Annotated in this window: 22 protein-coding genes; 12 read left to right on the forward strand and 10 right to left on the reverse strand. The window is 71.8% G+C overall.

Annotation, left to right across the window (positions count from 1 at the left end; all coding sequences use genetic code 11):
* The first annotated feature begins 55 nt into the window (after window positions 1–55).
* From GA0070610_RS08190 to GA0070610_RS31340, 4 genes are all read left to right on the forward strand, one after another.
* A complete protein-coding gene (locus GA0070610_RS08190; RefSeq protein WP_088999466.1) occupies window positions 56–763 on the forward strand; it encodes an HAD family hydrolase in 708 nt (235 codons plus the stop codon).
* 673 nt (window positions 764–1,436) lie between these two features.
* Window positions 1,437–2,927 carry a DNRLRE domain-containing protein gene (locus GA0070610_RS08195; protein WP_269458867.1) on the forward strand — a complete coding sequence of 497 codons (1,491 nt, stop codon included), beginning with the start codon at window positions 1,437–1,439 and terminating at the stop codon, window positions 2,925–2,927.
* Window positions 2,928–2,932: 5 nt separating this feature from the next.
* Entirely contained in the window at window positions 2,933–3,163 is a 231-nt protein-coding gene (locus tag GA0070610_RS31915; protein WP_157747060.1) for a YrhB domain-containing protein, read from the forward strand.
* Window positions 3,164–3,492: 329 nt separating this feature from the next.
* Complete coding sequence (locus GA0070610_RS31340) at window positions 3,493–4,215, forward strand: hypothetical protein (protein ID WP_231925974.1); 723 nt, start codon at window positions 3,493–3,495, stop codon at window positions 4,213–4,215.
* 74 nt (window positions 4,216–4,289) lie between these two features.
* Here the strand turns inward: GA0070610_RS31340 and GA0070610_RS31060 are convergent, their stop codons facing one another.
* The 4 genes from GA0070610_RS31060 to GA0070610_RS08220 all read right to left on the reverse strand — a co-directional run bounded on the left by GA0070610_RS31060 (window position 4,290) and on the right by GA0070610_RS08220 (window position 8,360).
* The gene (locus GA0070610_RS31060; RefSeq protein WP_088999469.1) at window positions 4,290–5,057 is read right to left on the reverse strand and encodes an SH3 domain-containing protein; all 768 of its coding nucleotides are present in this window, start codon (window positions 5,055–5,057) and stop codon (window positions 4,290–4,292) included.
* Window positions 5,045–6,880, reverse strand: coding sequence for a C39 family peptidase (locus GA0070610_RS08210; RefSeq protein WP_157747061.1), 1,836 nt, complete (start codon window positions 6,878–6,880; stop codon window positions 5,045–5,047). The genes GA0070610_RS31060 and GA0070610_RS08210 overlap by 13 nt, the downstream gene beginning before the upstream one ends.
* 95 nt (window positions 6,881–6,975) lie before the next feature.
* On the reverse strand, window positions 6,976–7,614 hold the full coding sequence (locus tag GA0070610_RS08215) for a hypothetical protein (RefSeq protein WP_157747062.1): 639 nt from the start codon (window positions 7,612–7,614) through the stop codon (window positions 6,976–6,978).
* Window positions 7,615–7,634: 20 nt separating this feature from the next.
* Window positions 7,635–8,360 carry a hypothetical protein gene (locus GA0070610_RS08220; RefSeq protein WP_172896450.1) on the reverse strand — a complete coding sequence of 242 codons (726 nt, stop codon included), beginning with the start codon at window positions 8,358–8,360 and terminating at the stop codon, window positions 7,635–7,637.
* 91 nt (window positions 8,361–8,451) lie between these two features.
* Here GA0070610_RS08220 and GA0070610_RS08225 point away from each other — a divergent pair, with 91 nt between their 5' ends.
* Window positions 8,452–11,361 carry an AfsR/SARP family transcriptional regulator gene (locus GA0070610_RS08225; RefSeq protein WP_172896452.1) on the forward strand — a complete coding sequence of 970 codons (2,910 nt, stop codon included), beginning with the start codon at window positions 8,452–8,454 and terminating at the stop codon, window positions 11,359–11,361.
* 225 nt (window positions 11,362–11,586) lie between these two features.
* Here the strand turns inward: GA0070610_RS08225 and GA0070610_RS08230 are convergent, their stop codons facing one another.
* Both GA0070610_RS08230 and GA0070610_RS08235 read right to left on the reverse strand, forming a co-directional pair.
* The gene (locus tag GA0070610_RS08230; protein WP_088999474.1) at window positions 11,587–11,862 is read right to left on the reverse strand and encodes a hypothetical protein; all 276 of its coding nucleotides are present in this window, start codon (window positions 11,860–11,862) and stop codon (window positions 11,587–11,589) included.
* A 47-nt stretch (window positions 11,863–11,909) separates the two neighbouring features.
* A complete protein-coding gene (locus GA0070610_RS08235; RefSeq protein ID WP_088999475.1) occupies window positions 11,910–12,341 on the reverse strand; it encodes a RusA family crossover junction endodeoxyribonuclease in 432 nt (143 codons plus the stop codon).
* A gap of 227 nt (window positions 12,342–12,568) precedes the next feature.
* Here GA0070610_RS08235 and GA0070610_RS08245 point away from each other — a divergent pair, with 227 nt between their 5' ends.
* Window positions 12,569–13,009, forward strand: a complete 441-nt coding sequence (locus GA0070610_RS08245) for a hypothetical protein (RefSeq protein WP_157747063.1) — start codon at window positions 12,569–12,571, stop codon at window positions 13,007–13,009.
* Between the two features lie 100 nt (window positions 13,010–13,109).
* On the opposite strand, the gene GA0070610_RS08250 is transcribed toward GA0070610_RS08245, so the two are convergent.
* Window positions 13,110–13,688 carry a mycothiol-dependent nitroreductase Rv2466c family protein gene (locus tag GA0070610_RS08250; RefSeq protein WP_088999478.1) on the reverse strand — a complete coding sequence of 193 codons (579 nt, stop codon included), beginning with the start codon at window positions 13,686–13,688 and terminating at the stop codon, window positions 13,110–13,112.
* A gap of 230 nt (window positions 13,689–13,918) precedes the next feature.
* Between GA0070610_RS08250 and GA0070610_RS08255 the strand changes: the two genes are divergently transcribed.
* Genes GA0070610_RS08255 through GA0070610_RS08270 form a run of 4 tightly spaced genes read left to right on the forward strand, consistent with a single transcriptional unit; the run spans window position 13,919 to window position 18,303 of the window.
* On the forward strand, window positions 13,919–15,208 hold the full coding sequence (locus tag GA0070610_RS08255) for an ABC transporter substrate-binding protein (protein ID WP_088999479.1): 1,290 nt from the start codon (window positions 13,919–13,921) through the stop codon (window positions 15,206–15,208).
* 46 nt (window positions 15,209–15,254) lie between these two features.
* Window positions 15,255–16,253 (forward strand): carbohydrate ABC transporter permease, encoded by a 999-nt coding sequence (locus GA0070610_RS08260; RefSeq protein WP_088999480.1) that lies wholly within the window; start codon window positions 15,255–15,257, stop codon window positions 16,251–16,253.
* A 1-nt stretch (window position 16,254) separates the two neighbouring features.
* Window positions 16,255–17,088 (forward strand): carbohydrate ABC transporter permease, encoded by an 834-nt coding sequence (locus GA0070610_RS08265; protein ID WP_088999481.1) that lies wholly within the window; start codon window positions 16,255–16,257, stop codon window positions 17,086–17,088.
* 9 nt (window positions 17,089–17,097) lie between these two features.
* Window positions 17,098–18,303, forward strand: coding sequence for an ABC transporter ATP-binding protein (locus GA0070610_RS08270; protein ID WP_089003361.1), 1,206 nt, complete (start codon window positions 17,098–17,100; stop codon window positions 18,301–18,303).
* A 95-nt stretch (window positions 18,304–18,398) separates the two neighbouring features.
* Here GA0070610_RS08270 and GA0070610_RS08275 read toward each other — a convergent pair whose 3' ends face one another.
* Window positions 18,399–19,133: a YsnF/AvaK domain-containing protein gene (locus tag GA0070610_RS08275; RefSeq protein WP_088999482.1), complete on the reverse strand. Its 735-nt coding sequence runs from the start codon at window positions 19,131–19,133 to the stop codon at window positions 18,399–18,401.
* Window positions 19,134–19,303: 170 nt separating this feature from the next.
* Window positions 19,304–20,413 (reverse strand): winged helix DNA-binding domain-containing protein, encoded by a 1,110-nt coding sequence (locus GA0070610_RS08280; RefSeq protein WP_231925977.1) that lies wholly within the window; start codon window positions 20,411–20,413, stop codon window positions 19,304–19,306.
* A gap of 126 nt (window positions 20,414–20,539) precedes the next feature.
* Between GA0070610_RS08280 and GA0070610_RS08285 the strand changes: the two genes are divergently transcribed.
* On the forward strand, window positions 20,540–20,929 hold the full coding sequence (locus GA0070610_RS08285) for a DUF4190 domain-containing protein (RefSeq protein ID WP_088999483.1): 390 nt from the start codon (window positions 20,540–20,542) through the stop codon (window positions 20,927–20,929).
* Between the two features lie 195 nt (window positions 20,930–21,124).
* Here the strand turns inward: GA0070610_RS08285 and GA0070610_RS08290 are convergent, their stop codons facing one another.
* Window positions 21,125–21,613 (reverse strand): GNAT family N-acetyltransferase, encoded by a 489-nt coding sequence (locus tag GA0070610_RS08290; RefSeq protein ID WP_088999484.1) that lies wholly within the window; start codon window positions 21,611–21,613, stop codon window positions 21,125–21,127.
* 118 nt (window positions 21,614–21,731) lie between these two features.
* Here GA0070610_RS08290 and wrbA point away from each other — a divergent pair, with 118 nt between their 5' ends.
* Complete coding sequence (gene wrbA / locus GA0070610_RS08295; protein ID WP_088999485.1) at window positions 21,732–22,349, forward strand: NAD(P)H:quinone oxidoreductase; 618 nt, start codon at window positions 21,732–21,734, stop codon at window positions 22,347–22,349.
* The last annotated feature ends 29 nt before the right edge of the window (window positions 22,350–22,378 follow it).

The raw sequence follows: 22,378 nt of genomic DNA on the forward strand, positions 1-22,378 counted from the left end.
CCGGGCCGACGGGCCCGCAGTACCGTGGCCCCGGCCAGCACGGGGGAGGAGAGTCATGGAAAACGCCACGCGCCGCTACGACGGGCAGGTGCTCGTCTTCGACGCCGACGACACGCTCTGGGAGAACAACATCCTGTTCGAGCGGGTGATCGACGACTTCCTGGAGTGGCTGGACCACCCGACCCTCGACCGGGCCGAGATCCGGGCCATCCTGGACGACATCGAGCGGGCCAACGCGGTCGCGCACGGTTACGGCAGCAAGGTGTTCCTGCGCAGCCTCGGGGAGTGCCTGGAGCGGCTGCGGCAGCGTCCCGCCACCGAGGCGGAACGCCGCCAGCTCGACGAGCTGGCGGCGGCCCTGGTGGCGCACCAGGTGGAGTTGATGCCCGGCGTGGCCGAGGCGCTGGACACCCTGGCCGCCCGGCACCACCTGCTGCTGCTGACCAAGGGCGAACGCGAGGAGCAGCAGCGCAAGCTCGACGCCTGCGGCCTGCTGCACCACTTCCGGGCCGCGCACATCGTGCCGGAGAAGGACGTCGACACCTACCGGTGGCTGGTCCGGGAGCACGGCGTCGACCCCGCCGTCACCTGGATGATCGGCAACTCCCCGAAGTCCGACATCCGGCCCGCCCGCGCCGCCGGCCTCAACGCCGTGTTCATCCCCAACGACAACACCTGGGTGCTGGAGCACGACGAGCTGGATCCGGCCGACCCGGGGGTGCTGCGGCTGTCCGCGTTCCCCGAACTGCTGCGCCACTTCTGAGCCGGTCATCGGGTCGCCGGCAGGGGCGTGCCGAGCACCGGACGCAGTGGCGGCCTCGACGGGAAACAGCGCTGGCCGGTGGGGCCGTGTTACGTCGACATGCCGCTTTTTCGCCTTGACATCAATCACCCCCGGACAGCCCGACTCGTCCTTGTCCGGCCCTCTGCGGCACGCCTAGCCTGATTCGGCGCTCACGGCTCTTCGGGGTGAGTCGGGAGCGTGCCGAAGTCCGGTAGTTGGGCACCATGGAGCTGAGTGCAGGCGGCTGGCTCGTCGCGTTGAGCCCGGCGTGGGCGGCGTGCCACGCCCACGCGCTCAGCCGGCGCGTCCGCCACCACGCCGGACGGCTGGGGGCAGGACCGGGGAGTTGCGGCCCCGGTCCTGACACCCCCGGCGGTCGGCCATCGCCTCGCCGCTCAGTGGCGGCGGAATGCTGCTGCCACCGAGCTTCGCGCCGGTCGCCGGCGGAGAATCCTCAGCCCGCTGTCGCGGCGACACCAGCCCTCCGACACCCCGGCGACGCGCTACCGACACCGCCGCCGGAGCGCCGTCGATCCGCGGTGCCGGCGGTCCCGCACCAGCCGATCCGGGCGGTAGCCGGACGATAGTTGTCGATATACAAGGGCCTCCTAGCTTCTACCCGTCGTACTGGCTCCTGACCGGAGGGTGACGGGTGAAGAGGAAACTACGGGGCCGCTTATCGCGGGCCTGGTGGTGGCGTTGGCCGCCACCCTGGGCGGGACCCAGGTCCTGTCGGACGCTGACCCGGCGCACGGAGAACGTCGACAGCTACGTCGGGGACCCGTACCTGGGGGTGGGCAACGACTCGACGTACTTCGGCACCACCCGCAACCTGGTGAAGTTCCCGACCATGGCCGGCATCCCGTCGACCGCGCGGGTCGTGGACGCCCAGTTGCGGATCTGGAACACCTCGCTGTTCCCCGGCGACAACCAGAGCGAGTACGTCGACGTCAACGGACTGACGCAGGGCTTCGACGAGACGACCGCCACCTGGGACAAGGCGAATGCCACCACCGCCTGGACCACCCCCGGCGGCGCCTACGACACCACCTGGAAGACCGGCTTCAACGGCTTCACCAACGACCCGGAGTGGGCCACCTGGACGGTCACCGAGCCCGTGAAGGGCTGGGTCGCCACGCCGGGCAACAACAAGGGCTTCCTGCTGCGGATGCGTAACGAGGCCACCCAGACCGCACGGGCCATGATGCTGTCGTCGGAGGCGCCCGAGCCGCTGCTGCGCCCGACGCTGGAGGTCACCTACCTCAAGCAGACCGCCGAGTCGACCTACCACGCGCCGAGCACCCCGCACCAGCTCGCGCCGGCCTCGACGTACACGGTGCCGGTGACCGTGTCGAACCCGACCGGCGCCGCGTTCGCCGCCACCGAGTGGGAGCTGACCTACCAGTGGAAGCGGGCCGACGGCCTGCCGGTGCCCGACCCGGCCATCCACGTCGCGACGCCCCTGCCGGCCGCCGTGCCGATCGCCGGCACGGTCGAGGTCAACGCCCAGGTCAAGACCCCACCGCCGTCGACGGAGGGAAACAAACGCACCGACTACGTGCTCGACTGGGAACTACGCAACAAGGTCACCGGCAAGAAACTCTCCGAGACCACGGCGATCAAGGCGCTGCCGCAGAACATCGCGGTGGAGGAGCCGACCTCCGACCAGCTCGGCCTGGAGAAGTTCTACTCGTACGCGGGCAAGAACACCGGCGCCGGCGGCACCCTGATGAACAACCTGTACGCCGGCAACACCGTGTGGTCGTACAACGCGTTCAGCAACCCGTCACGGGGCCTGTCGACTCTCGTCCGGCTGGCGTACAACTCGCTGGACACCAGCGACACGGTCGCCGGGTACGGCTGGTCGTTGCAGGCGTCGTCGATGATGCGCCTGGGCACGCCGCTGGACTTCCACCCCAACCCGAACCCGACGAAGGTCACCCTGGCCGACGGCGACGGCACCAGCCACCGCTTCACCTGGAACGCCACCGCGAACGAGTGGGCAGCGCCGAAGGGTGTGCATCTGCACCTGGAGAAGTACAGCAGCGTCGACTGCAAGCCGAACACGCAGGAACCGAAGGCGTGGCTGCTCACCAAGCCCGACCGGACGCAGTTTTACCCAGAAGAAAGGACGTTGAGGTGATATCGATGGAGTCTGCTCGACAGGTCGCCGAGCGCTTCCTCGACGCTGAAGTTCGGAGAGGATTCGATTTCCCCGTGGTTATCGTTGATGATGCGGTAACGGTGGAGGAGGATTCCTATGTGTTCCCCTATGATGGGAAAGGATACGTCGAGGCCGATGATTGGCGGAAGGCGATGGTGGGCAACATGCCTATCGTGGTAGATAGACGAACTGGGCGGGCAGGGTTCTCTTCGTAATGCCTGGTGGTTGGGGGTGGGGCGCAAATCCGCGTCCCACCCCCGCCCGCTATATTTCCGGTGAATCTCTTCGCCCTGCTGGCGTTGCTTGCGTCGGTTAACCATTGGGAGGAATGTCGTGTTATCGGTGGCGGCCGATGAGGTGGCTCGGGTCGTGGTATCCGACCTCGGCGGCGCTGGTGGCGTCTTCTGCTTCCCCTCCGTTGCGTCGACACGCCGTTGGAAACCATTGATCTGCATCATTATAAGCTTCCTTGCTCAACGCCTTGTTGAACTCGGAGTCCGCCACATGGCCTGAGCGCGCTCGAGGTTCAACGGGGGAGCGGCAAATGGAACTACTGATTCGGCTTCTCGGCTGCGTGGAGCTGTGCGTCGACGGCCAGGTCGTCACGCCCGGCGCGGCGAGGCGACGCGCGGTCCTCGCAGGTCTGGCACTGGAGGCGAACCGCCCGGTCCCGCTATCACGGCTGGCCGACATGGTCTGGTCCGACGTACCACCCGCCTCGGCTGCGGCGAACCTGCGTTCCCACGCCGCCGGGCTGCGGCGGGCGCCGGGGGACCGCCTGGTCGCCCGCCCCAACGCGTACGAGCTGCGGCTCTCGCCGGACGAGCTGGACGTGACGGAGTTCCACTGGCTGGCGGGTGAGGGGCGGGCCCTGCTCGTCCTGGTCGGTCAGCTCGCCGACGGGCGGGAGCGGCTGGACCTGCTGGACTACGAGGATCTGTCGGTGCGGGGCAGCCTGACCACCGCCGTCGCCGCGGTCCGCGCCGACGACGAGGTGGCCGGGCGGATCCTCGCCCTGCTCGGCGCGGCACCCGACGCGCTGCGCCAGCCCGAGCGGGTCGCCCGGCAGCTCGGGATCTCCGCCGCCCGGCTGGACCGCGCGCTGGACGACCTGGCCGACGCGCACCTGCTCCAGCCCTACTCGAACGAGCCCGGGCGTCACCTGCTGCCGGCGCTGGTGCGGGAGTACGCGGCCGAACTGGCCGCCGAGCCGAGGCCGGCGGCTGGCGCGTTGACGGGCCGGCGGGTGGACCCGCTGGTCGCCTGACCGGTGGCGACCCTCCCATGCGCCGGGGCCCGCGCCCGGGCTGTTCGCCCGGGCGCGGGATCGTGTTTCCGGTGTCAGCAGCTCGGGGCGACCGTGCCCGACGAGCCTGTGTGGACGAAGCCGTCGGAGACGAACCGCCCGTCGCCGATCTTGTCCCAGATGTCGGTCCAGTACTGGTAGACGTCGCTCCAGACGCGGGTGCCCCGGGTCTGGCAGATGATCCGTACGGTCGTGCCGTGGGCCACCGTGCCGACCAGGGCGTACGAGGTGCCCGGGCCGGAGCGGACGTTCAAGGGATCCCCGCCGGTGTTGACCGTGCCGTAGACCCCGCCGCCGGAGTTGTTCACGCCGTCGCGGGCCTCGGTGAGGTAGTTGCGGTAGGAGCCGTTGGTGTAGGTGGCCCACGCGCTCCATCCCGACCAGCCCCAGATGTCGTGGGCGGCGCGGGCGTTGCAGTAGACCTCGTAGGCGCAGGCGTCGGTGACCCAGGAGTGGTAGCAGTTGTTGATCTGCCAGGCGCCCCGGTCCAGGGAACCGTTGGGGCAGCCGGACGTCGGGCCGTTGTAGCCCTGCGCGCCCGCGACGCACTGCGACTCGGCCAGCGACACGGCGACCGAGATGACCAGGTTCTCGCCGGTCCAGCCGGCGGCCCGGGCGGCTCCGGCGCAGCGTACGGAACGGGCGGTGGCCTGGATGCCCACCTCGTCCGCGTTCGATGCGGCCTGGGCCGCCGGGACCTTCACGTCGGTCCTGGCCGGCACAGCGGCGGCGGCCGGGCCGCCGGCGTACCCGATGCCGAGTACGGCTACCAGTGCGATCAGCCCACGGGTCATGCGGCCCATGCGTACCACCCCCGGATGTAGTCGAGTGTGTAGACGGTGTTCTTGCCGTCCCAGCTGCCGTCGGTGCCGGCGCCGTACGGGTCGTTGACGTAGACGCGGCCGTCGTCGAGGTAGCCGGTGATCAGTCCGATGTGTCCGTACTGGCCGTAGGCGAAGTTGCCGCTGACCACGACCATCAGGTTGGCGTCGATCTTCGACTTGATCCACGACCAGGTGACGGTGCCGGTCTCGGCGACGGGGTAGCTCACGTGTCGGTTGAGGTAGTCGCCCATCCAGCGGTGGATGGTGCCCTGGGACGGCGTCTCCACCAGCCAGCCGTACGCCCCGGCGAAGTAGTTCCAGTTCGGGTCCGGCGCCACCGCGTCGTAGGTGGTGCCGTAGGCGGTGTAGCTGTGGGTGATGTACCGACCGTACGGTGACCAGTGCCGCGACGGCGTGCTGACGTAGTAGCCGTTCTGGTTGGCGAGCTGGTAGCCGGCGAGGTCCATCACCGCGCTGGTCGGCCCGCAGGCCGAGTTGCCGTTGAAGGTGTCGGCGGTGTCCCACAACTGGTGGATGAAGGTCGAGCCGACGATCTTGGACTGGACGCCGATGTCCCCGGCGCCGTCGCGCCCGCCCGCCGGCGCCGTCGGGGTCGCCCCCTTGGTGCCGGTGGTGACGGCGGAGGCCGGGGCGGCGGCGGTGGCGTCGAGCTGTGCCGCGGTCACCGGCCGCGCCACGTCCACCGTCTGGATGCCGTACCGCTCGGAGGCCAGGCGCAGCTGCGAGCCGGCGAACCCGTCGAGACGGTAGTGGGGGGTCACGCCCTCGACGAGCCGCCGGGCGGTGGTCGCGGCGAGGTCCCGCACGTAGGTGCCGTTGAGTTCGTCGAGGCGTTGCAACGCCCGGGAGCGGCTGGCCGTCTTCTCGGCGGGGGAGACGCACGCCTGGACGGTGTAGGCGACCCGGTCGCCGTCCGGACTCCAGGCCGCCTCGCGGTAGGAGTCGCGGGTGGCGCCCGTACGCACGACCGTCGTGCCGTGTTCGTCGGCGAGCAGCAGGCTCGACGAGGTGCCGGCGCACGGGTAGATGTGGTCCGCGACGATCGCGCTGACCCGCTGCGCGCCGTCGATCCGGGTCACCCGGATGTCGCGGTAGACCACGCCCTTCGCGGCGTCGCCGGCCAGCACGGTCCGGGTGGCGCCGGTGGCCAGGTCGACCCGGCTCAGTGACGGGCCCGAGGGTTCGCCGGCGGCGCGGTGGGTGAGCAGCGCCGCGGCGTCGCCCTCCCCCCAGCCGACCAGCTGTACGTCCGCCCCGTCGACGCTGGCGAGCGGCCGGTCGGCTCCGGCGCCGTCGGGTTGGCGCAGCCGCAGCTGCCCGGAGCTGTCACCGGCCAGTACGTAGCCGAGCCGGCCGTCGTCGGTGTAGACGGCGGAGGTGACCCGTCCGGCGGCGATCCTGGTCAGGCGTCCGCTGTCGACGTCGAGGGAGAGCAGTTCGGCGCCGTACCGGCCGTTGAAGTCCCTGATCAGTGCCGCGTGTCGCCCGGTGGGGCTCAGCGTGGTCCGTACCGAATGGCCGGGGTCGCTGACCGCGACGGTGGCGCGGGTGACGCCGTCGACCCGGACGTGGTAGCCGGCGGCGGACCGGACGGTGTGGATGCCGGCGGTGGCCGGGCCGGCTCCCGGGGTGGCCGCGGTGGGGTCGGCGGTGGCCGGTACCGCTGCGGTGAGGGTGGTCGAGAGCACGGCGGCGCAGAGCCCGGCGAGCAGTGCCGGTCGGGATGCCCGGTGCCGGGTGCGCCGGTGTGGTGGGTGGCCGGGGGAGGGCAATGGTTGCACGTGCCCCTCCTTCGAGTCGTTCCGATCGGCCGCGAGGGCGGGATCGGGCGGGACGGGACGCTGGCCTCCGGCCGGCGGCGCCGGCCGGAGGGTGTTCACGGGGCGGGTTCCTGGTGTACCCGGACGAGACCCAGCGCGGCGCGCAGCGTCGGCGCCACCGCAGCCGCGTCCGTCAGGTGGCTGCGCCGGACCAACAGGGCCGTGGAGACGGGCCACATGCTGTTCGCCTCGCGCATCAGTTCGGCGGTCGCCACGTCGGCCGGTCGGCCGACGCCGAGGATCCGGTCGGCGGTGGGATCGTCGAGGACGTAGACCCAGACGCGGTACGGGCTCGGATCGTCGGTGAGACCCGGTCCGGCCACCGTCGTGCGTTCGACCCGGTCAGGAAGGTTCGGGGCCGGGCAGCCGGTCGTCAGCGCCGTCGCCGGGTCGAAGCGCGCCTTGCCGTAGGCGCCGGTCCAGTTCGGGTCCCGACGTGCCTGATCGAGGCCTGCGAGCAGGTCAGTGTGGATGGCCTGCCCGTCGGTGCCGCCGCCGACCTCCACGCACATCCGCAGCGACGAGCGGTTGGTGACGAGCAGCCCGTTGGTGGTGTCGATGTGGGCGTGGTCGTCGTGGTCGTGCCCGTGGTCGCGGTCGAGTACGGACACCGCGACGGCTCCGGCCGCGACGGCCGACGCGAGGCAGGCCGTCAGCGTGGTCAACAGGCGGTTCCTGAGGGCGTGTCGTGCCATCGTGACTCCTCGCGGAAACGTCAGGCCATGACGTTGAGGACGGACTGGAAGTCGGACGGGCTCGGGTACCAGTTGGTCCAGTTGCCGCAGCCGTAGCCGACGACGGTGCTGTGCATCAGGCTGGGCGGGTTGCAGTTGCCGTTGTCGTCGGCCAGCCCGAAGACGTGCCCGAACTCGTGGTTGATGAAGCCCCGTCCCACGTTGTCGAGGCGTCCGCCGGAGCTGAAGACCAGGAAGACGTACGCCCACTGGCTGTCGTAGTGGCCCTGGGCGGCGTCCCACACGGGGTTGTCGTGCTCGACGCAGTTGTAGTAACCCACGGGGGCGCCGCAGCGTGCGCTCCAGTCCCAGCCGTAGTGGACCTCGATCTCGATGGTGTTGCGGGTCGAGGCCGGGTACGAGGTGCAGTTGCTGCTCGTCGCCCACAGGTCGATGCGCCAGTTGCCCAGGCCGTCCCAGACCTTCCCGGATCCCATCTCGGTCAGTGTCTGCTTGACGAAGGCGCGTGCCGCGCTGTGGCTGACCTTGGACGTGTCGGTGGACTCGACGCAGAACTGCTCGTCGTTGGCGCCCGCCGACGATCCGGACGTGGCGTAGTGCATGTTGTGCAGGTGGCGGGTGGAGGAGGGGTTGGGGTGTGAGGCGTGGGCGGGGGTGGCCGGCACCAGCAGCGCGGCGACGAGCACGGCGGCCCACATCGCCGGCACCCAGACAGGCAGTCGCTCTCCGACGTTGCGATCAGACACGGGAGGATCTCCTTTCCCGGGGGGAGGTGCGGCGCAGCTTCCCAGTCGCCGTTCTATTTCTGGTATAGATGGACCGCTATGCTTCGGGGGTATGGGTGGTCGGCTGACCTTCGGGCTGCTCGGTCCGGTGCAGATCTGCGCGGACGATCAGCCGGTCCCCGCCGGTCCGCCCCGGCAGCGGGCGGTGCTCGCCGCGCTGCTGCTGCACGCCAACCGGGCCACTCCGGTCGACGACATCGTCGACCTGCTCTGGGGTGACGAGCCGCCCCGCACCGCGCGCAAGAACGTCCAGCTCCACGTGTGGCGGCTGCGGCAGCTCGTGGGTGACCGGCTGACGTCGGACCCGCCCGGCTACCGGATGACGGTCGACCCGGCCGAACTGGACGTGTCCCGGTTCGACGCCCTCCTGGAGTCCGCCCGTGCGGCGGCGGGGTCCGGCCTGAGCGAGAAGGCCGCCACGCTCTACCGGTGCGCGCTCGATCTGTGGCGTGGTGACCCACTGGCAGACGTGGCATGCCTGGGCAGCTTCGGAGTCAACGTCGCATGGCTGCACCGGCAGCGGCTGACGGCGTACGAGGAGTACGTCGACGTCGGGCTGGACCTGGGCCGGCACCACGAGGTGCTGGCGGTGCTCGACGAGCTCGTCGCGCGGTACCCGTTGCACGAGCGCTTCGCCGAGCAGCAGGTGATGACGCTGCATCACCTCGGGCGCCGCGGTGAGGCCGTCGACGCCTACCGGCGTTGTCGTCGGGCCCTGGCCGACGAGCTCGAACTGGAGCCGGGCCCGGTGCTGCACCGGCTCGGCGAACTGGCGGCGAAGCCGGCTCCGACCGACACCCGCGTGCCCGGACCGGCGGGTACGGCGACCCGGCAGCTGCCGCACACCGTGCCGACGCTCGTCGGGCGGGAGCGGGCCCTCGCGACACTGCGGGACGCGCTGACCACCGGGCCCGGACCCGGCATGCCGCTGTGCGTGGTCAGCGGCCCGGCGGGGGTCGGCAAGTCGGCGCTGGCGGTGCGGGCGGCCCACCAGGTGGCCGACTCCTTCCCTGACGGGCAGCTCTACGTGGACCTGCGCGGTGCCACGGCCGGCGTGTTCCCGGTGTCGCCCCTGGACGCGCTGGGCCGCCTCCTGCGGACGCTCGGTGTCGCCGAGACGGCGATCCCCGTCGACGTGGCCGAGGCGTCGGCCACGCTGCGGTCGCTGCTGGCCGACCGGCGCCTGCTGCTGGTGCTCGACAACGCGTACGACGCCGGGCAGGTGCGGCCCCTGATCCCGGCCGGCGCCGGGTGCGCGGTCCTGGTGACGTCCCGTCGCAGCCTCAGCGACGTCGACGGCGCCACTCACCTGGAACTCGACGTGCTCGACGACGCCGACGCCGTCGAACTGCTCCGCCGGCTCGGCGGCGCCACCCGGATCGACGCCGAGGTCGACACCGCCGCCCGGTTGGTCCGCCGGCTGGGCGGACTGCCCCTGGCGATCCGGATCGCCGGCGCTCGCCTGGCGGCCAGAGCGAACTGGACCGTGGCGACGCTCGACGACCGCCTGCGCGACGAGCATCGCGTGCTGCACGAGCTGCGCCTGGGCGACGTCGCGGTGCGCAGCAGCTTCCTGGTCAGCTACCAGCACCTGACGCATCCGCTGGCGCCCCGGCTGTTCGGGCTCATCGGCGCCGTCGACGGCCCGGACGTCACCTGCGCGGTGGCCGCGGCGCTGCTCGACGTCGACGTGTCATTGGCGCTGGACGCGCTCGACGAGCTGGTCGACGCGCGACTGCTCGACGAGCCCGTGGCGAACCGGTACGCCCTGCACGACCTGATCCGGCTCTTCGCCCGTGAGCGGGCCGAACACGAGACGGGAGCGGAACGGACGGCCGCCCTGAACCGGATGCTCACGCACTACCTGGAGCGGACCCGCCACGCGGTGGCGTTGCTGCGTCCGGGCACCCGGGCGGCGTCGATCAGCGGCCCGGCACACTTCGTGGACGCCGACGCGGCGCTGGAGTGGCTGATCGACGAACGACCGAACCTGGTGGCGGCCGTCGTCCAGTCCGCCGCCTCGGCGGCCACCGCGCGTGCCGGCGTCGACCTGGCCGACAGCCTCTTCCTGTTCTTCGAGATGCGCGGTCACGTGGGCGACTGGATCACCGTGGACCAGGCGGGGATCGCCGCGGCGGAGCGGCTGGGCGACCGGGTGGCGCAGGCGGGTCTGCTGCACGACCTGGCGGTGGCCTACTTCCACCTGCACCGCACCGAAGAGGCGACGCGCCTGCTGCGCCGCGGCCTGGACATCAGCCGTGCCGTGGGCGACGACGAGGGCCAGGCCCGCGCGCTCAACCAACTCGGCGTCCTGCACGGCATGGCCGGCGAGTACGAGGAGTCGGCCGAGTGCTTCACGCGCAGCCTGCGGCTGCGTCAGCGGCTCGGCGACCTGCGCTCCTGCGCCGCCACCAAGGGCAACATCGGCATGGCGTACCGCCTGGCCGGCCGCTACGAGGAGTCGATCCGCTTCTGCCGGGCGGCGGCACGCCTCGCCCGCCGCAGCGCCGCCCCGGAGATCGAGGCCAACGCGCTGGGCAACCTCGGCGAGGTGCAGTGCCTGCTCGGTCGCTACCGCTCGGCGCTGCACTACCTGCGGCGTGGCCTGGCGGTCGCCGGCGTACCGGTCAACGAGCGCAACCGGGGCAGCCTGATGGGCACCCTGGCCGAGGCGTGCCTCGGCGACGGACAGGTCGGTCCGGCCGTCCGGTACGCCGAACTGGCCGTGGAGGCGATGCGGCGGGCCGACTTCCGGCACGGAGAAGCGGTGGCGCTGCGCCGGCTCGGCCGGATGCTGTTCCGGCGCGGTGACGCCGCTCGCGGAATCCAGCAGCTGCGGCTGGCGCTGGCCCTGTTCACCGAGGTGGGCAGCGCCGAGGCCGACGAGGTCCGCGCCGAGCTGCGGGCGCGGACCGCGCGCTTGGAGGTGCACGGCGGACGCCGGCCGGCGGGTGCCGGCTGATCATCGTCGCGGGCGGCTACGGTCGCGCATTGGCGGGGCGGGACGTTCCGCTCCGGCCGGGATCCGCCGGGGCGTCACCAGCGGCGCCGGCACGGCGGGCCGGGCCTGTCACGGGGCGTCGACGACCTCGCGTCCGAGGGGCCAGATCGCCACCCGCTGTCGACCGGAACCGGCGGAGTCCGGCTTGCCGGTGCCGGCGAAGGCCCCGGCCCGTCGGGCCCGCTCTCAGGAGGTCTCGCCGCGCACGATCGCCACCGCCACCCGGCAGAACTCGTCCATGTCCGGGTTGAATCCGGCGGCGATGTCGGGGTGCAGCCCGGAGCGCGTCTCGTCGAGCAGCCGCTGGCAGACCTGCTCCACCGGCTCGCCGGCGTAGCTGGCGCTGACCCGTTCCGTGGCCGCCTGCAACGCCGAGGTCAGCTGGTCCTCCAGTGGGCCCTGCAGCTTCTGCTGCACGGGATCGAGCCCGCGAGGGTCCAGCGTGACATGTGGCTCCGACATCGGCGCTCCCTTCGTCGGCGTCCGCGGTACCCCACCGCGGCCGTCGGTCAAACCACGTTCGGTACGGCGGCGACCCGAACCTGGTACGAGAAGTCCTCCGCCGGCTGCTCCGCGTACGACAGCTGGCGGATCTGCCGGTCGTCGTCGTAGAGTGCGACGTCCACCAGGACGCCGAGGTGCGCCAGGCCGATGCTGGTCACCCGCTTCTTGTCCTGGAGCACCGCGCACACCCCGCCCAGCAGGGTGCTGGCGTCGGAGGTGCGGTGCCCCGGCGGGCAGCGCAGCACGAGGTCCACCTCGATCGGCCCGGACAGCGGGGTCCAGCCGGTGCGCTGGGCCGCGGCGCAGGCCGCCTGGAGCAGGGCGCGGACCCTCGTCGCCTGCCGGTGCCCGGCCGCGAAGATGGACAGCGCCTCGGTCTTCACCGGTGGCAGGCCGCTCACCTCGAACGTCAGGGCGAGAGCGCGGGTGTCCTGCACGACGGCACCTCCTCGTTGGGGACGATCCTGCCCAACCGGCCCCGGCGGTGGAGGGAGGTTCGCGCGAGAACCCACCGATCGGGGCGCTCCGGCCACCAACGCCCCGCCCCGGCCCGGCCCTGCCCGCCCTCGTCGTCGATCATGAGGTTGGCCGCGACGAAACGGACGAGACGCACCGCCAACCTCATGATCAACGACGCGACAACCGATCTTGTTACGGTGTGGTCGTGGCGGTTGGGGCGGGCGGCTGGGTGATGAGGTTCCTGCTCTGGCTGGGGCTTCCCCTCCTCGCCCTCCTCGGGCTGGCCCTCGCCGTCCCCGACGTCGCCCCGGCCTGGCGGGCGAAGGCCGGTGGCGGCACGGCGGGCACCTTCACCGCACTGCGCGAGAAGTGCGGCCGCGACTGCGTCTGGCACGGCGACTTCGTCCCGGACGCAGGCGGGACGCCGCGTCACGACGTCATCGTCTACGACGGGCCGGACAGGCTGACCCCGGGTGCCACCGTGGCGGCCCGCGACACCGGCGCCCGCAGGGGTGTCTTCGCCGCCCGGGGCGGCGACACCTGGTTGCTCTTCACCGGGCTCGCGGTGGCCGGCGTGCTTGCCGCGATCGGCTGGGTGGTGATGCTGGTACGCGCGATGACCAACCAGCGCCGGGTCGGGCCCTGACAGGGCCGCCCTGGCACGCCGCGCCGAGCGGGCGAGGCGCCTCGCCCGGGGAGGCCCGGGCAGCCGACGGCCGCAGGGCCCGGGAGGGCGACGCCGCAGGTCAGTGGCGGGCGCGCTTGACCTCGTGGAAGGCGGGCATCCGGATCAGCGGCAGCAGCGAGTCCCAGATCGTCAGGGCGTCGTCGGTGCCGGGGACCTCGGTGAGGATCGGGCCGTGGATGCCCCGCTCGGCGCCCGGCACCATGAGCACCGGCGCGCCGATGTCCGGGCCGGCCGAGGCGTACGCCAGGGCGTGCGACTCGCGTACCGCCTCGTCCCAGCGGTCGTCGTCGAGAGCCGGCGCCGCGGCACCCAGGCCCGCCGCCTCGACGGCCGCGTCCACGATCGTCGCCGACAGCGGGTTGCCCGCGTCGTGGCTGCGGGCGCCGGTCTCGGCGTAGAAGCGCGCGACGTCGTCGTGGCGGCCCTCGGCGCGCAGCGCCTCGACCAACCGCAGCGCGCGGCTGGAGGCGGCCATCGCGTCGGCGAACTCCGGCGGCACCCGCCCGGCGTTGAGGATGGCCAGGCTGAACGCCCGCCACTCGATGTGCAGGCCCCGGGCGTCGGCGACGGCGACCAGCCAGCGGGAGGTGCGCCAGGTCCAGGGGCAGGCGGGGTCCAGGAAGAAGGTGGCGTCCATCGGCCGAGCCTACGGGCGGCCGGGGCGGCCCGCACGGCGGTGATCCCCGCCACGTCCGGCGGTGTCGGCGCCGTCGCGTCGACGCCAGGTTTCGCATCTTCGCAGGTCGGGCAGTGTTGGGCCACGTAACGTCCGGGCGGGCGCAAGCGCTGCTCAGAAGGCCCGAACGCTCGTCGTGCGCCGGGGCACGAGCCTCACCCCGGCCTTTGGCCGACACAAGGGGAGGGGTGATGAGCGACCCTGACAAGGCCCGACGGCGCAGGCGGCCGCGCGTGCGCGCGGTGGCCGCCGCGGCGGCGTTGACGCTGGTGGCGCCGATGGCGGCCGCCTGCGGATCCGGCGGGGACGGCGGTACGCCCATGATCAACCTGTACTACCCGCCGGAGCAGAACCTGCAGAAGGTCGTGGACGACTGCAACGCGCAGGCCCAGGGGCGCTACAAGATCGTCTACCGGGTGCTGCCCCGGCAGGCCGACGACCAGCGGGTGCAGATGGTCCGCCGGCTGGCCGCGCAGGACAGCGGCATGGACGTACTCGGCCTCGACGTGACCTGGACCCAGGAGTTCGCCAGCGCCGACTGGATCAGGGAGTGGACCGGGCAGGACCGGGCCGAGGTCGAGCAGGGCACCCTCGCCGGCCCGCTGGAGACGGCGCGCTACGAGGACAAGCTCTACGGCGCGCCCAAGAACACCAACGTCCAGCTGCTCTGGTACCGCAAGGACCTCGTGCCGCAGCCGCCGAAGACGTGGGACCAGATGATCTCCACCGCCCAGGAGCTGAAGCAGCAGGGCAAGCCGTACCAGGTGCTCACCATGGGCGCCCAGTACGAGGGCCTCGTCGTCCTCTACAACACCCTCGCCGAGAGCGCCGGGGGCAAGATCCTCAGCGAGGACGGCAAGCAGGCCGTCATGGACGAGGGCACCGTACGGGCGCTGGAGCAGCTCCAGCGCTTCGCCACGTCGGGCGTGACGTCGCCGTCGTTCAGCAACGCCACGGAGGACCCCGTCCGGCTGGAGTTCCAGTCCGGCGACGGCGCGTTCCAGGTCAACTGGCCGTTCGTGTATCCGGCGATGCAGGAGGCCAACCCGGAGCTGGCGAAGCAGGTCGGCTGGGCGCGCGTCCCGGGCGTCGACGAGAACACCCCGAGCAAGGTCACCATCGGCGGGATCAACATGGCGGTCAGCGCCTACTCGAAGCATCCCGAGGAGTCCTTCGAGGCGGCCCGCTGCATCCGCAACGAGAAGAACCAGAAGTTCTCCGCCGTCAACGACGGCGTGCCACCGACCATCGAGAAGGTCTACGACGACCCGGAGATGGCCGAGGCGTACCCGATGAAGGACACCATCCTCGAGGAACTCAAGGAGCCGGCGGTCCGACCGCTGACCCCGGCGTACCAGAGCATCTCCACCGTCATGTCGGCGATCCTGTCGCCGCCGTCGGCGATCCGGCCCCAGCAGACCGCCGACGAGCTGCGTGACGCCATCGCCGACGCCCTCGAATCGAAGGGGGTCCTGCCGTGAGCGAGCGCACCCGGCGCCTCGACGCCGACGGCCGGGAGGTGGCGGCATGAGCGTCAACGCCACCCCGGCGGGCGCCGACGTGGCCGCCGACGAGACGGCCGCCCGGCCCGGCCGGGACGCCAAGGTGCCGGCCCAGCGTGCCGGTCGGGGCCGCAAGGCCCCGCTGAGCGAGAACAAGAAGGCCGAGCGCCGGCTGGGCTGGCTGCTCTGCGCGCCCGCCGCGCTGGTCATGCTCCTGGTGACGGCCTACCCGATCATCTACTCGGTCTGGCTGTCGTTGCAGCGCTACGACCTGCGCTTCCCCGCCGAGCGCGAGTTCGTGGGGCTGGAGAACTACGTCACCGTGCTGACCAACGAGTTCTGGTGGACGGCGTTCGGGGTCACCGCGCTGATCACGGTGGTCACCGTCGCCGTCGAGCTGGTGCTCGGCATGGGCCTGGCGCTGATCATGCACCGTACGCTGGTCGGTAGGGGCCTGGTGCGCACCTCCGCGCTGATCCCGTACGGCATCGTCACGGTCGTCGCCGCCTTCTCCTGGCGGTACGCGTGGACGCCGGGCACCGGCTACCTGGCCAACCTGTTCAGCGACGGCGCGCCGCTGACCGAGCGGGCCAGCTCGCTGGCGATCATCATGCTGGCCGAGATCTGGAAGACCACGCCGTTCATGGCGCTGCTGCTCATGGCCGGCCTGGCCCTGGTGCCGGAGGACCTGCTCAAGGCGGCCTCCACCGACGGCGCCACCTCCTGGCAGCGGTTCACGAAGGTGATGCTGCCGGTGATGAAGCCGGCGATCCTGGTCGCGTTGCTGTTCCGCACCCTGGACGCGTTCCGGGTGTTCGACAACATCTTCGTGCTGACCGCGGGCGGCAACGAGACCTCGTCGGTGTCGATGCTCGCCTACAACAACCTGATCCGGGGGCTGAACCTCGGCATCGGGTCGACGATGTCGGTGCTGATCTTCCTCACCGTGGCGATCATCGCCTTCGTCTTCGTGAAGCTGTTCGGTACCGCTGCCCCCGGCAGCGACGACGGGGAGAGGCGTTGACATGGCTGACACCACCACCCGGGCCAAGCTGCGCTGGGGCCTGCTGGACGCCATCGTGGTCGTCTTCGCGCTGGTGCCGGTGCTCTGGATCATGTCGTTGTCGTTCAAGACCCCGGCGACCCTGACCGACGGGAAGTTCATCCCGCAGGAGTGGACGCTGGACAACTACCGGTCGATCTTCTCCACCGACCAGTTCGTCCGGGCGCTGGTCAACTCGATCGGCATCGCGCTGATCGCGACCGTGATCGCCGTGGTGCTCGGCGCCATGGCCGCGTACGCGATCTCCCGGCTGGACTTCCCCGGCAAGCGGCTGCTGGTCGGGGTCTCCCTGCTGATCGCGATGTTCCCGCAGGTGTCGCTGGTGTCGCCGCTGTTCGAGATCGAGCGGCAGCTCGGCCTCTTCGACACCTGGCCGGGCCTGATCCTGCCGTACATCACCTTCGCGCTGCCGCTGGCGATCTACACGCTGTCGGCGTTCTTCAAGCAGATCCCGTGGGACCTGGAGAAGGCGGCGAAGATGGACGGCGCGACGCAGGCCCAGGCGTTCCGGCGGGTCATCGCCCCGCTGGCCGCGCCGGGGCTGTTCACCACGGCGATCCTGGTCTTCATCTTCTGCTGGAACGACTTCCTCTTCGCCATCACGCTGACCTCCACCGAGCGGGCCCGCACGGTGCCGGTGGCGCTGTCGTTCTTCACCGGTGAGTCGCAGTTCGAGGACCCCACCGGGGCGATCTGCGCCGCCGCTGTGGTGATCACCGTTCCGATCATCCTGTTCGTCCTCTTCTTCCAGCGCCGCATCGTCTCCGGCCTGACCTCCGGCGCAGTCAAGGGATAGGTGGTACTCATGGCTGACATCGTGCTCGACAAGGTGAGCAAGAAGTTCCCGGACGGGACCGTCGCGGTGGCCGACGTCGACCTGGAGATCGCCGACGGCGAGTTCGTCATCCTGGTCGGCCCGTCCGGCTGCGGGAAGTCCACCACCCTGAACATGATCGCGGGCCTGGAGGACATCAGCTCCGGCGAGCTGCGCATCGGCGGCGCGCGGGTCAACGACAAGGCCCCCCGGGACCGGGACATCGCGATGGTGTTCCAGTCCTACGCCCTCTACCCGAACATGACCGTCCGGGAGAACATGGCGTTCCCGCTGCGGCTGGCCAAGATGGACAAGGAGACGATCACCCGGAAGGTGGAGGAGGCGGCGAAGGTCCTGGAGCTGACCGCGTTGCTGGACCGCAAGCCGGCCAACCTCTCCGGCGGCCAGCGCCAGCGGGTCGCGATGGGTCGCGCGATCGTCCGGCAGCCCAAGGCGTTCCTGATGGACGAGCCGCTGTCCAACCTGGACGCGAAGCTGCGGGTGCAGATGCGCACCGTCGTGTCGCGCCTGCAGAAGAAGCTGGGAACCACCACCGTCTACGTCACCCACGACCAGACGGAGGCCATGACGCTCGGCGACCGCGTGGTGATCATGCGGGGCGGCGCGGTGCAGCAGGTCGGCCCGCCGCAGGAGCTGTACGACCACCCGCGCAACCTCTTCGTCGCCGGCTTCATCGGCTCGCCGTCGATGAACTTCCTGCACGCCGCCGTCGAGGACGGCAAGCTGCGTACGGCGCTGGGCGACGTGCCGATCGGCGAGCGGATCCGGCGCGAGCTGGAGGGGGCCGACGCCCCGCGCGAGCTGATCCTCGGCATCCGGCCGGAGCACTTCGAGGACGCCGCGCTCGTCGACGACGACACCCGCCGCCGGGGCATGGAGTTCGAGGCGCCGGTGGACATCGTGGAGTCCATGGGCTCCGACAAGTACGTCTACTTCAGCGTCGAGGGGGAGCGGGCCAGCGCCGCCGAACTGGAGGAGCTGGCGGCCGACGCGGGCGCCGACTTCAGCGGTGGTGGCGCCAACCTGGTGACCCGGCTGTCGGCGGAGTCCCCGGTCGAGGAGGGGCAGAGCCGGCGGGTCTGGTGCAACCTGGAGAAGATCCACCTGTTCGACCCGTCCAACGGGCGCAACCTGACCCTGCACGAGGGCCGGGCGGCCGGCGCGCTCGGCGACTGAGCACGCCACCACGGCGGCACCGGCCGCCGGCCCCACGCACGGCGCGACGGGCGGGTGGGTCGCACCGACCCACCCGCCCGTCGCCGTGCCAGCGGTCAGCGGCGTCGCCGGCTGGGCTCCGGGATGTCCGCGTCCACCCGCTCGCGGCGGATCTGGTCGTCGACGGGCTGCTCCTCGACGACCTCCTCCTTGGCCAGGTGGACCCGCTCGACGGGCACCGTCTCCTTGCCGACGACGGGTCGCTCGGCCCGCAGGGTCATCTCCTGCTCGGCCTCGCCGATGTCGGCGCGCATGCCACGCGCGTCACGGGCGGCGATGGGCTCCCGCTCGACGTACACCTCGTCGTGCTCGACCGGCACGGTGGTGTGCACGTCCTCGGTCACCACGTACTTGCGCAGCCGTGCCGTACCGGCGGGCTGGCTCTCCGTGCCGACCCGCAGCCGCTCCTCGGAACGGATCAGGTCCCCGTCGGCCGACGGCGCCCGTCCCCGACCGGCCGTCGGCGGTGCCTGCGGCGCCAGGCGGTAGTGCGCGTAGAGCTGCTCGATCTCCGCCGTGTCCAGCGGCTGTTCGGTGCCGGCGTCCACCGCCGGAGCGTTCTTCACGGTGGCCTTGTCGTAGTCGACCGCCAGCCCGCTGTCGGTGATCCGGGCCTTGTCCAGCGGAGCCATCGACTCCTTGTGGCCCATCAGACCGGTCTTCACACTGACCCAGGTCGGCTCACCGGAGGAGTCGGTCCAGATCTGACCCACGCTTCCGATCTTCGACCCCGAGCGGTCCTTGACGTCCTGCCCGTACAGCGAGTTGGCCTGCTGTGCGTTGAGCTTCATGGTCGTCTACCTCCCTCTCGTGTCAGGAGCCGGATACCCGAGCGGCCGGCCCGGATTCGTCGTCAGCCGGTCGGATAGGTGCAGCGCCGCGGGCCGGCGGCGCCGGGATCGAACGGCGAGGTCACCAGTGGGACGCCTGGGGCCGGCGGGACCGGCGAGGCCCGCGCCGCTCAGTCGGCCCAGTCGACGCGCAGCGGCAGGCCCAGGAAGCCGGCGTAACGGCTCAGGGCACCCTCCACCCGGCCCCGGCTCGGCTCGTCGAGGGGCACCAGGGGCGACACCGTGACCGTCACCCGGCTCTTGCCGACCGTGCGTTGCCAGGTGCCCACGACCCGCCCATCGCGGACGATCGTGGCCCGGAACACGCCGTTGCGGCCCGGCACGATCGCGTCGCTGTGGGCGGGGTCCAGCATCAGTGCGCGGTCCTTGAAGCCCAGCAGGTATTCGTCGAAGCCGGGCAGCACCATCAGGTCGTCGAGCGGCGCGCGGGGCGCGTCGAGCAGGGCCGCGTCGACGTGCGCCTCCTCCCCGTCGACCCGTACCACCGCCAATGCGTCGCCGGCCGCCGCGAAGCCCCGGCGCGCGTCGGTGAGGGTGAGCCCCGTCCAGCCCGCGAACTCCCGGGCGGTGACGGGCCCGTGCCCGCGGACGTAGCGGCGGGCGAGCATCGCCAGGGCTTCGTCCCGCTCCGGCCGGCGTGGCTCGGGCGCCCACTCGTCGAGCAGGGCGAAGGTCTGCTCGGTGCCCACGTTGGGCGCGAGGCAGGTGACGCCGCGGACGCTGGCATACCACAGCAGGTGGTAGCCGCGCTGGTCGCCGGTGTCGATGCCGGCCGCGTTCAGCGCGGCCAGGCACCGTGCGCGGGTGAGCCGGCCGCCGCCGGCCAGCGCGGCGCCGAGCACGTCGAGCGCGCGGTGCACGTCGGCCTCGGTGAGCCCGAGCCGCGCGCGGCGGGTGGCGGCACCGGCCAGCGAGCGTACGCCGGTCAGCTCCAGCATCCAGCGGGCGTCGCGGGGCGGGACGAGGTGCACGGTGCCCCGCATCGGCCAGGTGCGCAGCGCCTCCCGGCGTTCCAGGGCGGCGTGCACGTCGGCGTGGCCGAGCGCGGGCAGACGCACCCCGAGCGACCACATGCCGCTGGCCAGGTCCTGCGCCTGCATGGCCCCGAACCACTCCACCACGTCGGCGACCCCGGCCGCCGCCGCCGTGGGGTGCGGGCGGAGCAGCAGGCTGGTCATCCGCAGCGCGAGCGCCTCGCGCCCGGTCAGCTCCGTCGGCATCGGGCTCCTCGGCTCGGGTGGGGCATCAGCCTAGGGCCCACCTGCGACATCCGACGCATGACCGGCGTCGCAGCGGGAAAGCGGCCGGCCAGCAGGCGCGCCGTCCGCGCGCGCGGAGGGAGCGACATGACCGCGTCCAGCGAGCCGGCCCGGGGCGCCGGCGTACCGACCCGCGCCGGCCGCGGCGGCCCGGCCGCCAAGACCAGCGCCGCCGCCGCGTTCGCCCTGGTCTTCGGAGTGGCCGCACTGATCAGCGTGCTGACGGTGATCCTGTCCTGGTTCGGCCTGATCCTGGGCATCATCGGGGTGATCCTGGGCATCGTCGGGCTGAAGATGGCCGGTCGGCCCGGGGTGACCGGCCGGGGTGTGGCGATCGGCGGTCTGGTGCTCAGCGCCCTGGCCGTGCTGATCGGGTTGGCCTTCGCCGCCGGGATCACCACCGCCCTGAACGACGAGGGCGCGGTGGACCGGATCCAGCGGGAGGTCGACGACCTGCGCGACCGGCTCGACAACTGACGATCGGGTGCGCCCCTGATCGCGCTTCGCCGGCCACGCTGCCGGCCAAGCGCGATCCCCCGTTCAGGTTGGCCGGTGCCGGGCGGCTGCCGGTCCGCCGGCACCGGTGCGACCAGCATCGCTGCCCGACGGCCGGATCGGCACCGCAACGCATCGAAACTTGCGGACATCTTGAGCTGTCGGCGGCGGCCGGAATCAGAGCCGGCGGTGCATGACGAGCAGGTCGACGTAGTCCTCGGTCGGGTGCCGGAACGCCTCCGGCACCCGGCCGACCACCTCGAAGTCCAGTGACCGCCAGAGCGCCACCGCGCGGGTGTTGGTCGCCACGACGGCGATGAACTGCATGGCCCGGTAGCCCTCGGCGCGGGCGAGCCCCAGCACGTGCTCGCCGAGGGCGCGGCCCACCCCGCGCCCACCGGCGGCGGGATCGACCATGAAGCTGGCGTTGGCCACGTGGTCGCCCGGTCCGAGCTGGTTGGGCACCAGCTTCGCCGAGCCGAGCACCGTGCCGTCCGGGTCGACCGCGACGACCGTGCGCCCTGGCGGCGGCACCAGCCACATCACCCGGGCCCGCTCCTCGTTGACGTCGCGGGGCCAGGTGTACGTCTCGCCGGCCGCCACGATGGTGCGCAGGAAGGGCCAGATCAGCGGCCAGTCGTCGGGCGTGGCGGGTCTGATCTGCATGCCCCCAGCATCCCTTCCGGCGGGCGGGCCCGAAGAGGCGACCACCGGGACGACCGTTTGACGGCGCAAACATCGGGTAGTCGCCGGAGCTGACCCGACATGAGGAGGGAAACATCCGATGGCTGCCCAGACCAAGGTCGCGGTGATCTACTACAGCGCCACCGGCATCACGTATCAGATGGCCCAGGCGGCGTGCGAAGCCGCCGGTGAGGCGGGTGCCGAGGTGCGGCTGCGCAAGGTGCGTGAACTGGCGCCGGACGAGGCGATCCGCTCCAACTCGGGCTGGCACGCGCACCACATGGAGACCCAGGACGTCCCCGAGGCGCAGCTCGACGACCTGTCCTGGGCCGACGTGGTGATCTTCGGGACCCCGACCCGGTACGGCGTGATGGCCGCCCAGCTCAAGCAGTTCATGGACACCACCGGGCCGCTGTGGTCGCAGGGCGCCCTGGCGAACAAGGTCTACTCCGCGTTCTGTTCGACGGCCACCTCCCACGGCGGGCAGGAGGCCACCCTGCTGTCGATGTTCAACGTCTTCTACCACTGGGGCGGGGTCGTGGTGACCCCCGGCTACACCGACCCGAGCCAGTTCGTCGCCGGCAACCCCTACGGCGCCTCGCACACCAGCAACAACGGCGAGACGGCGCCGGACGACATCGCGCTCGGCGCCTGCGCGTTGACCGCCCGGCGGGCCGTGCAGATCGGTGCGGCGCTGAAGGCGGGCCTGGCCGGCTGAGCCGCCACCGGTGCCGCGGCACCGGCGTC

The sequence above is a fragment of the Micromonospora echinofusca genome, assembly GCF_900091445.1.
GTDB lineage: Bacteria > Actinomycetota > Actinomycetes > Mycobacteriales > Micromonosporaceae > Micromonospora > Micromonospora echinofusca.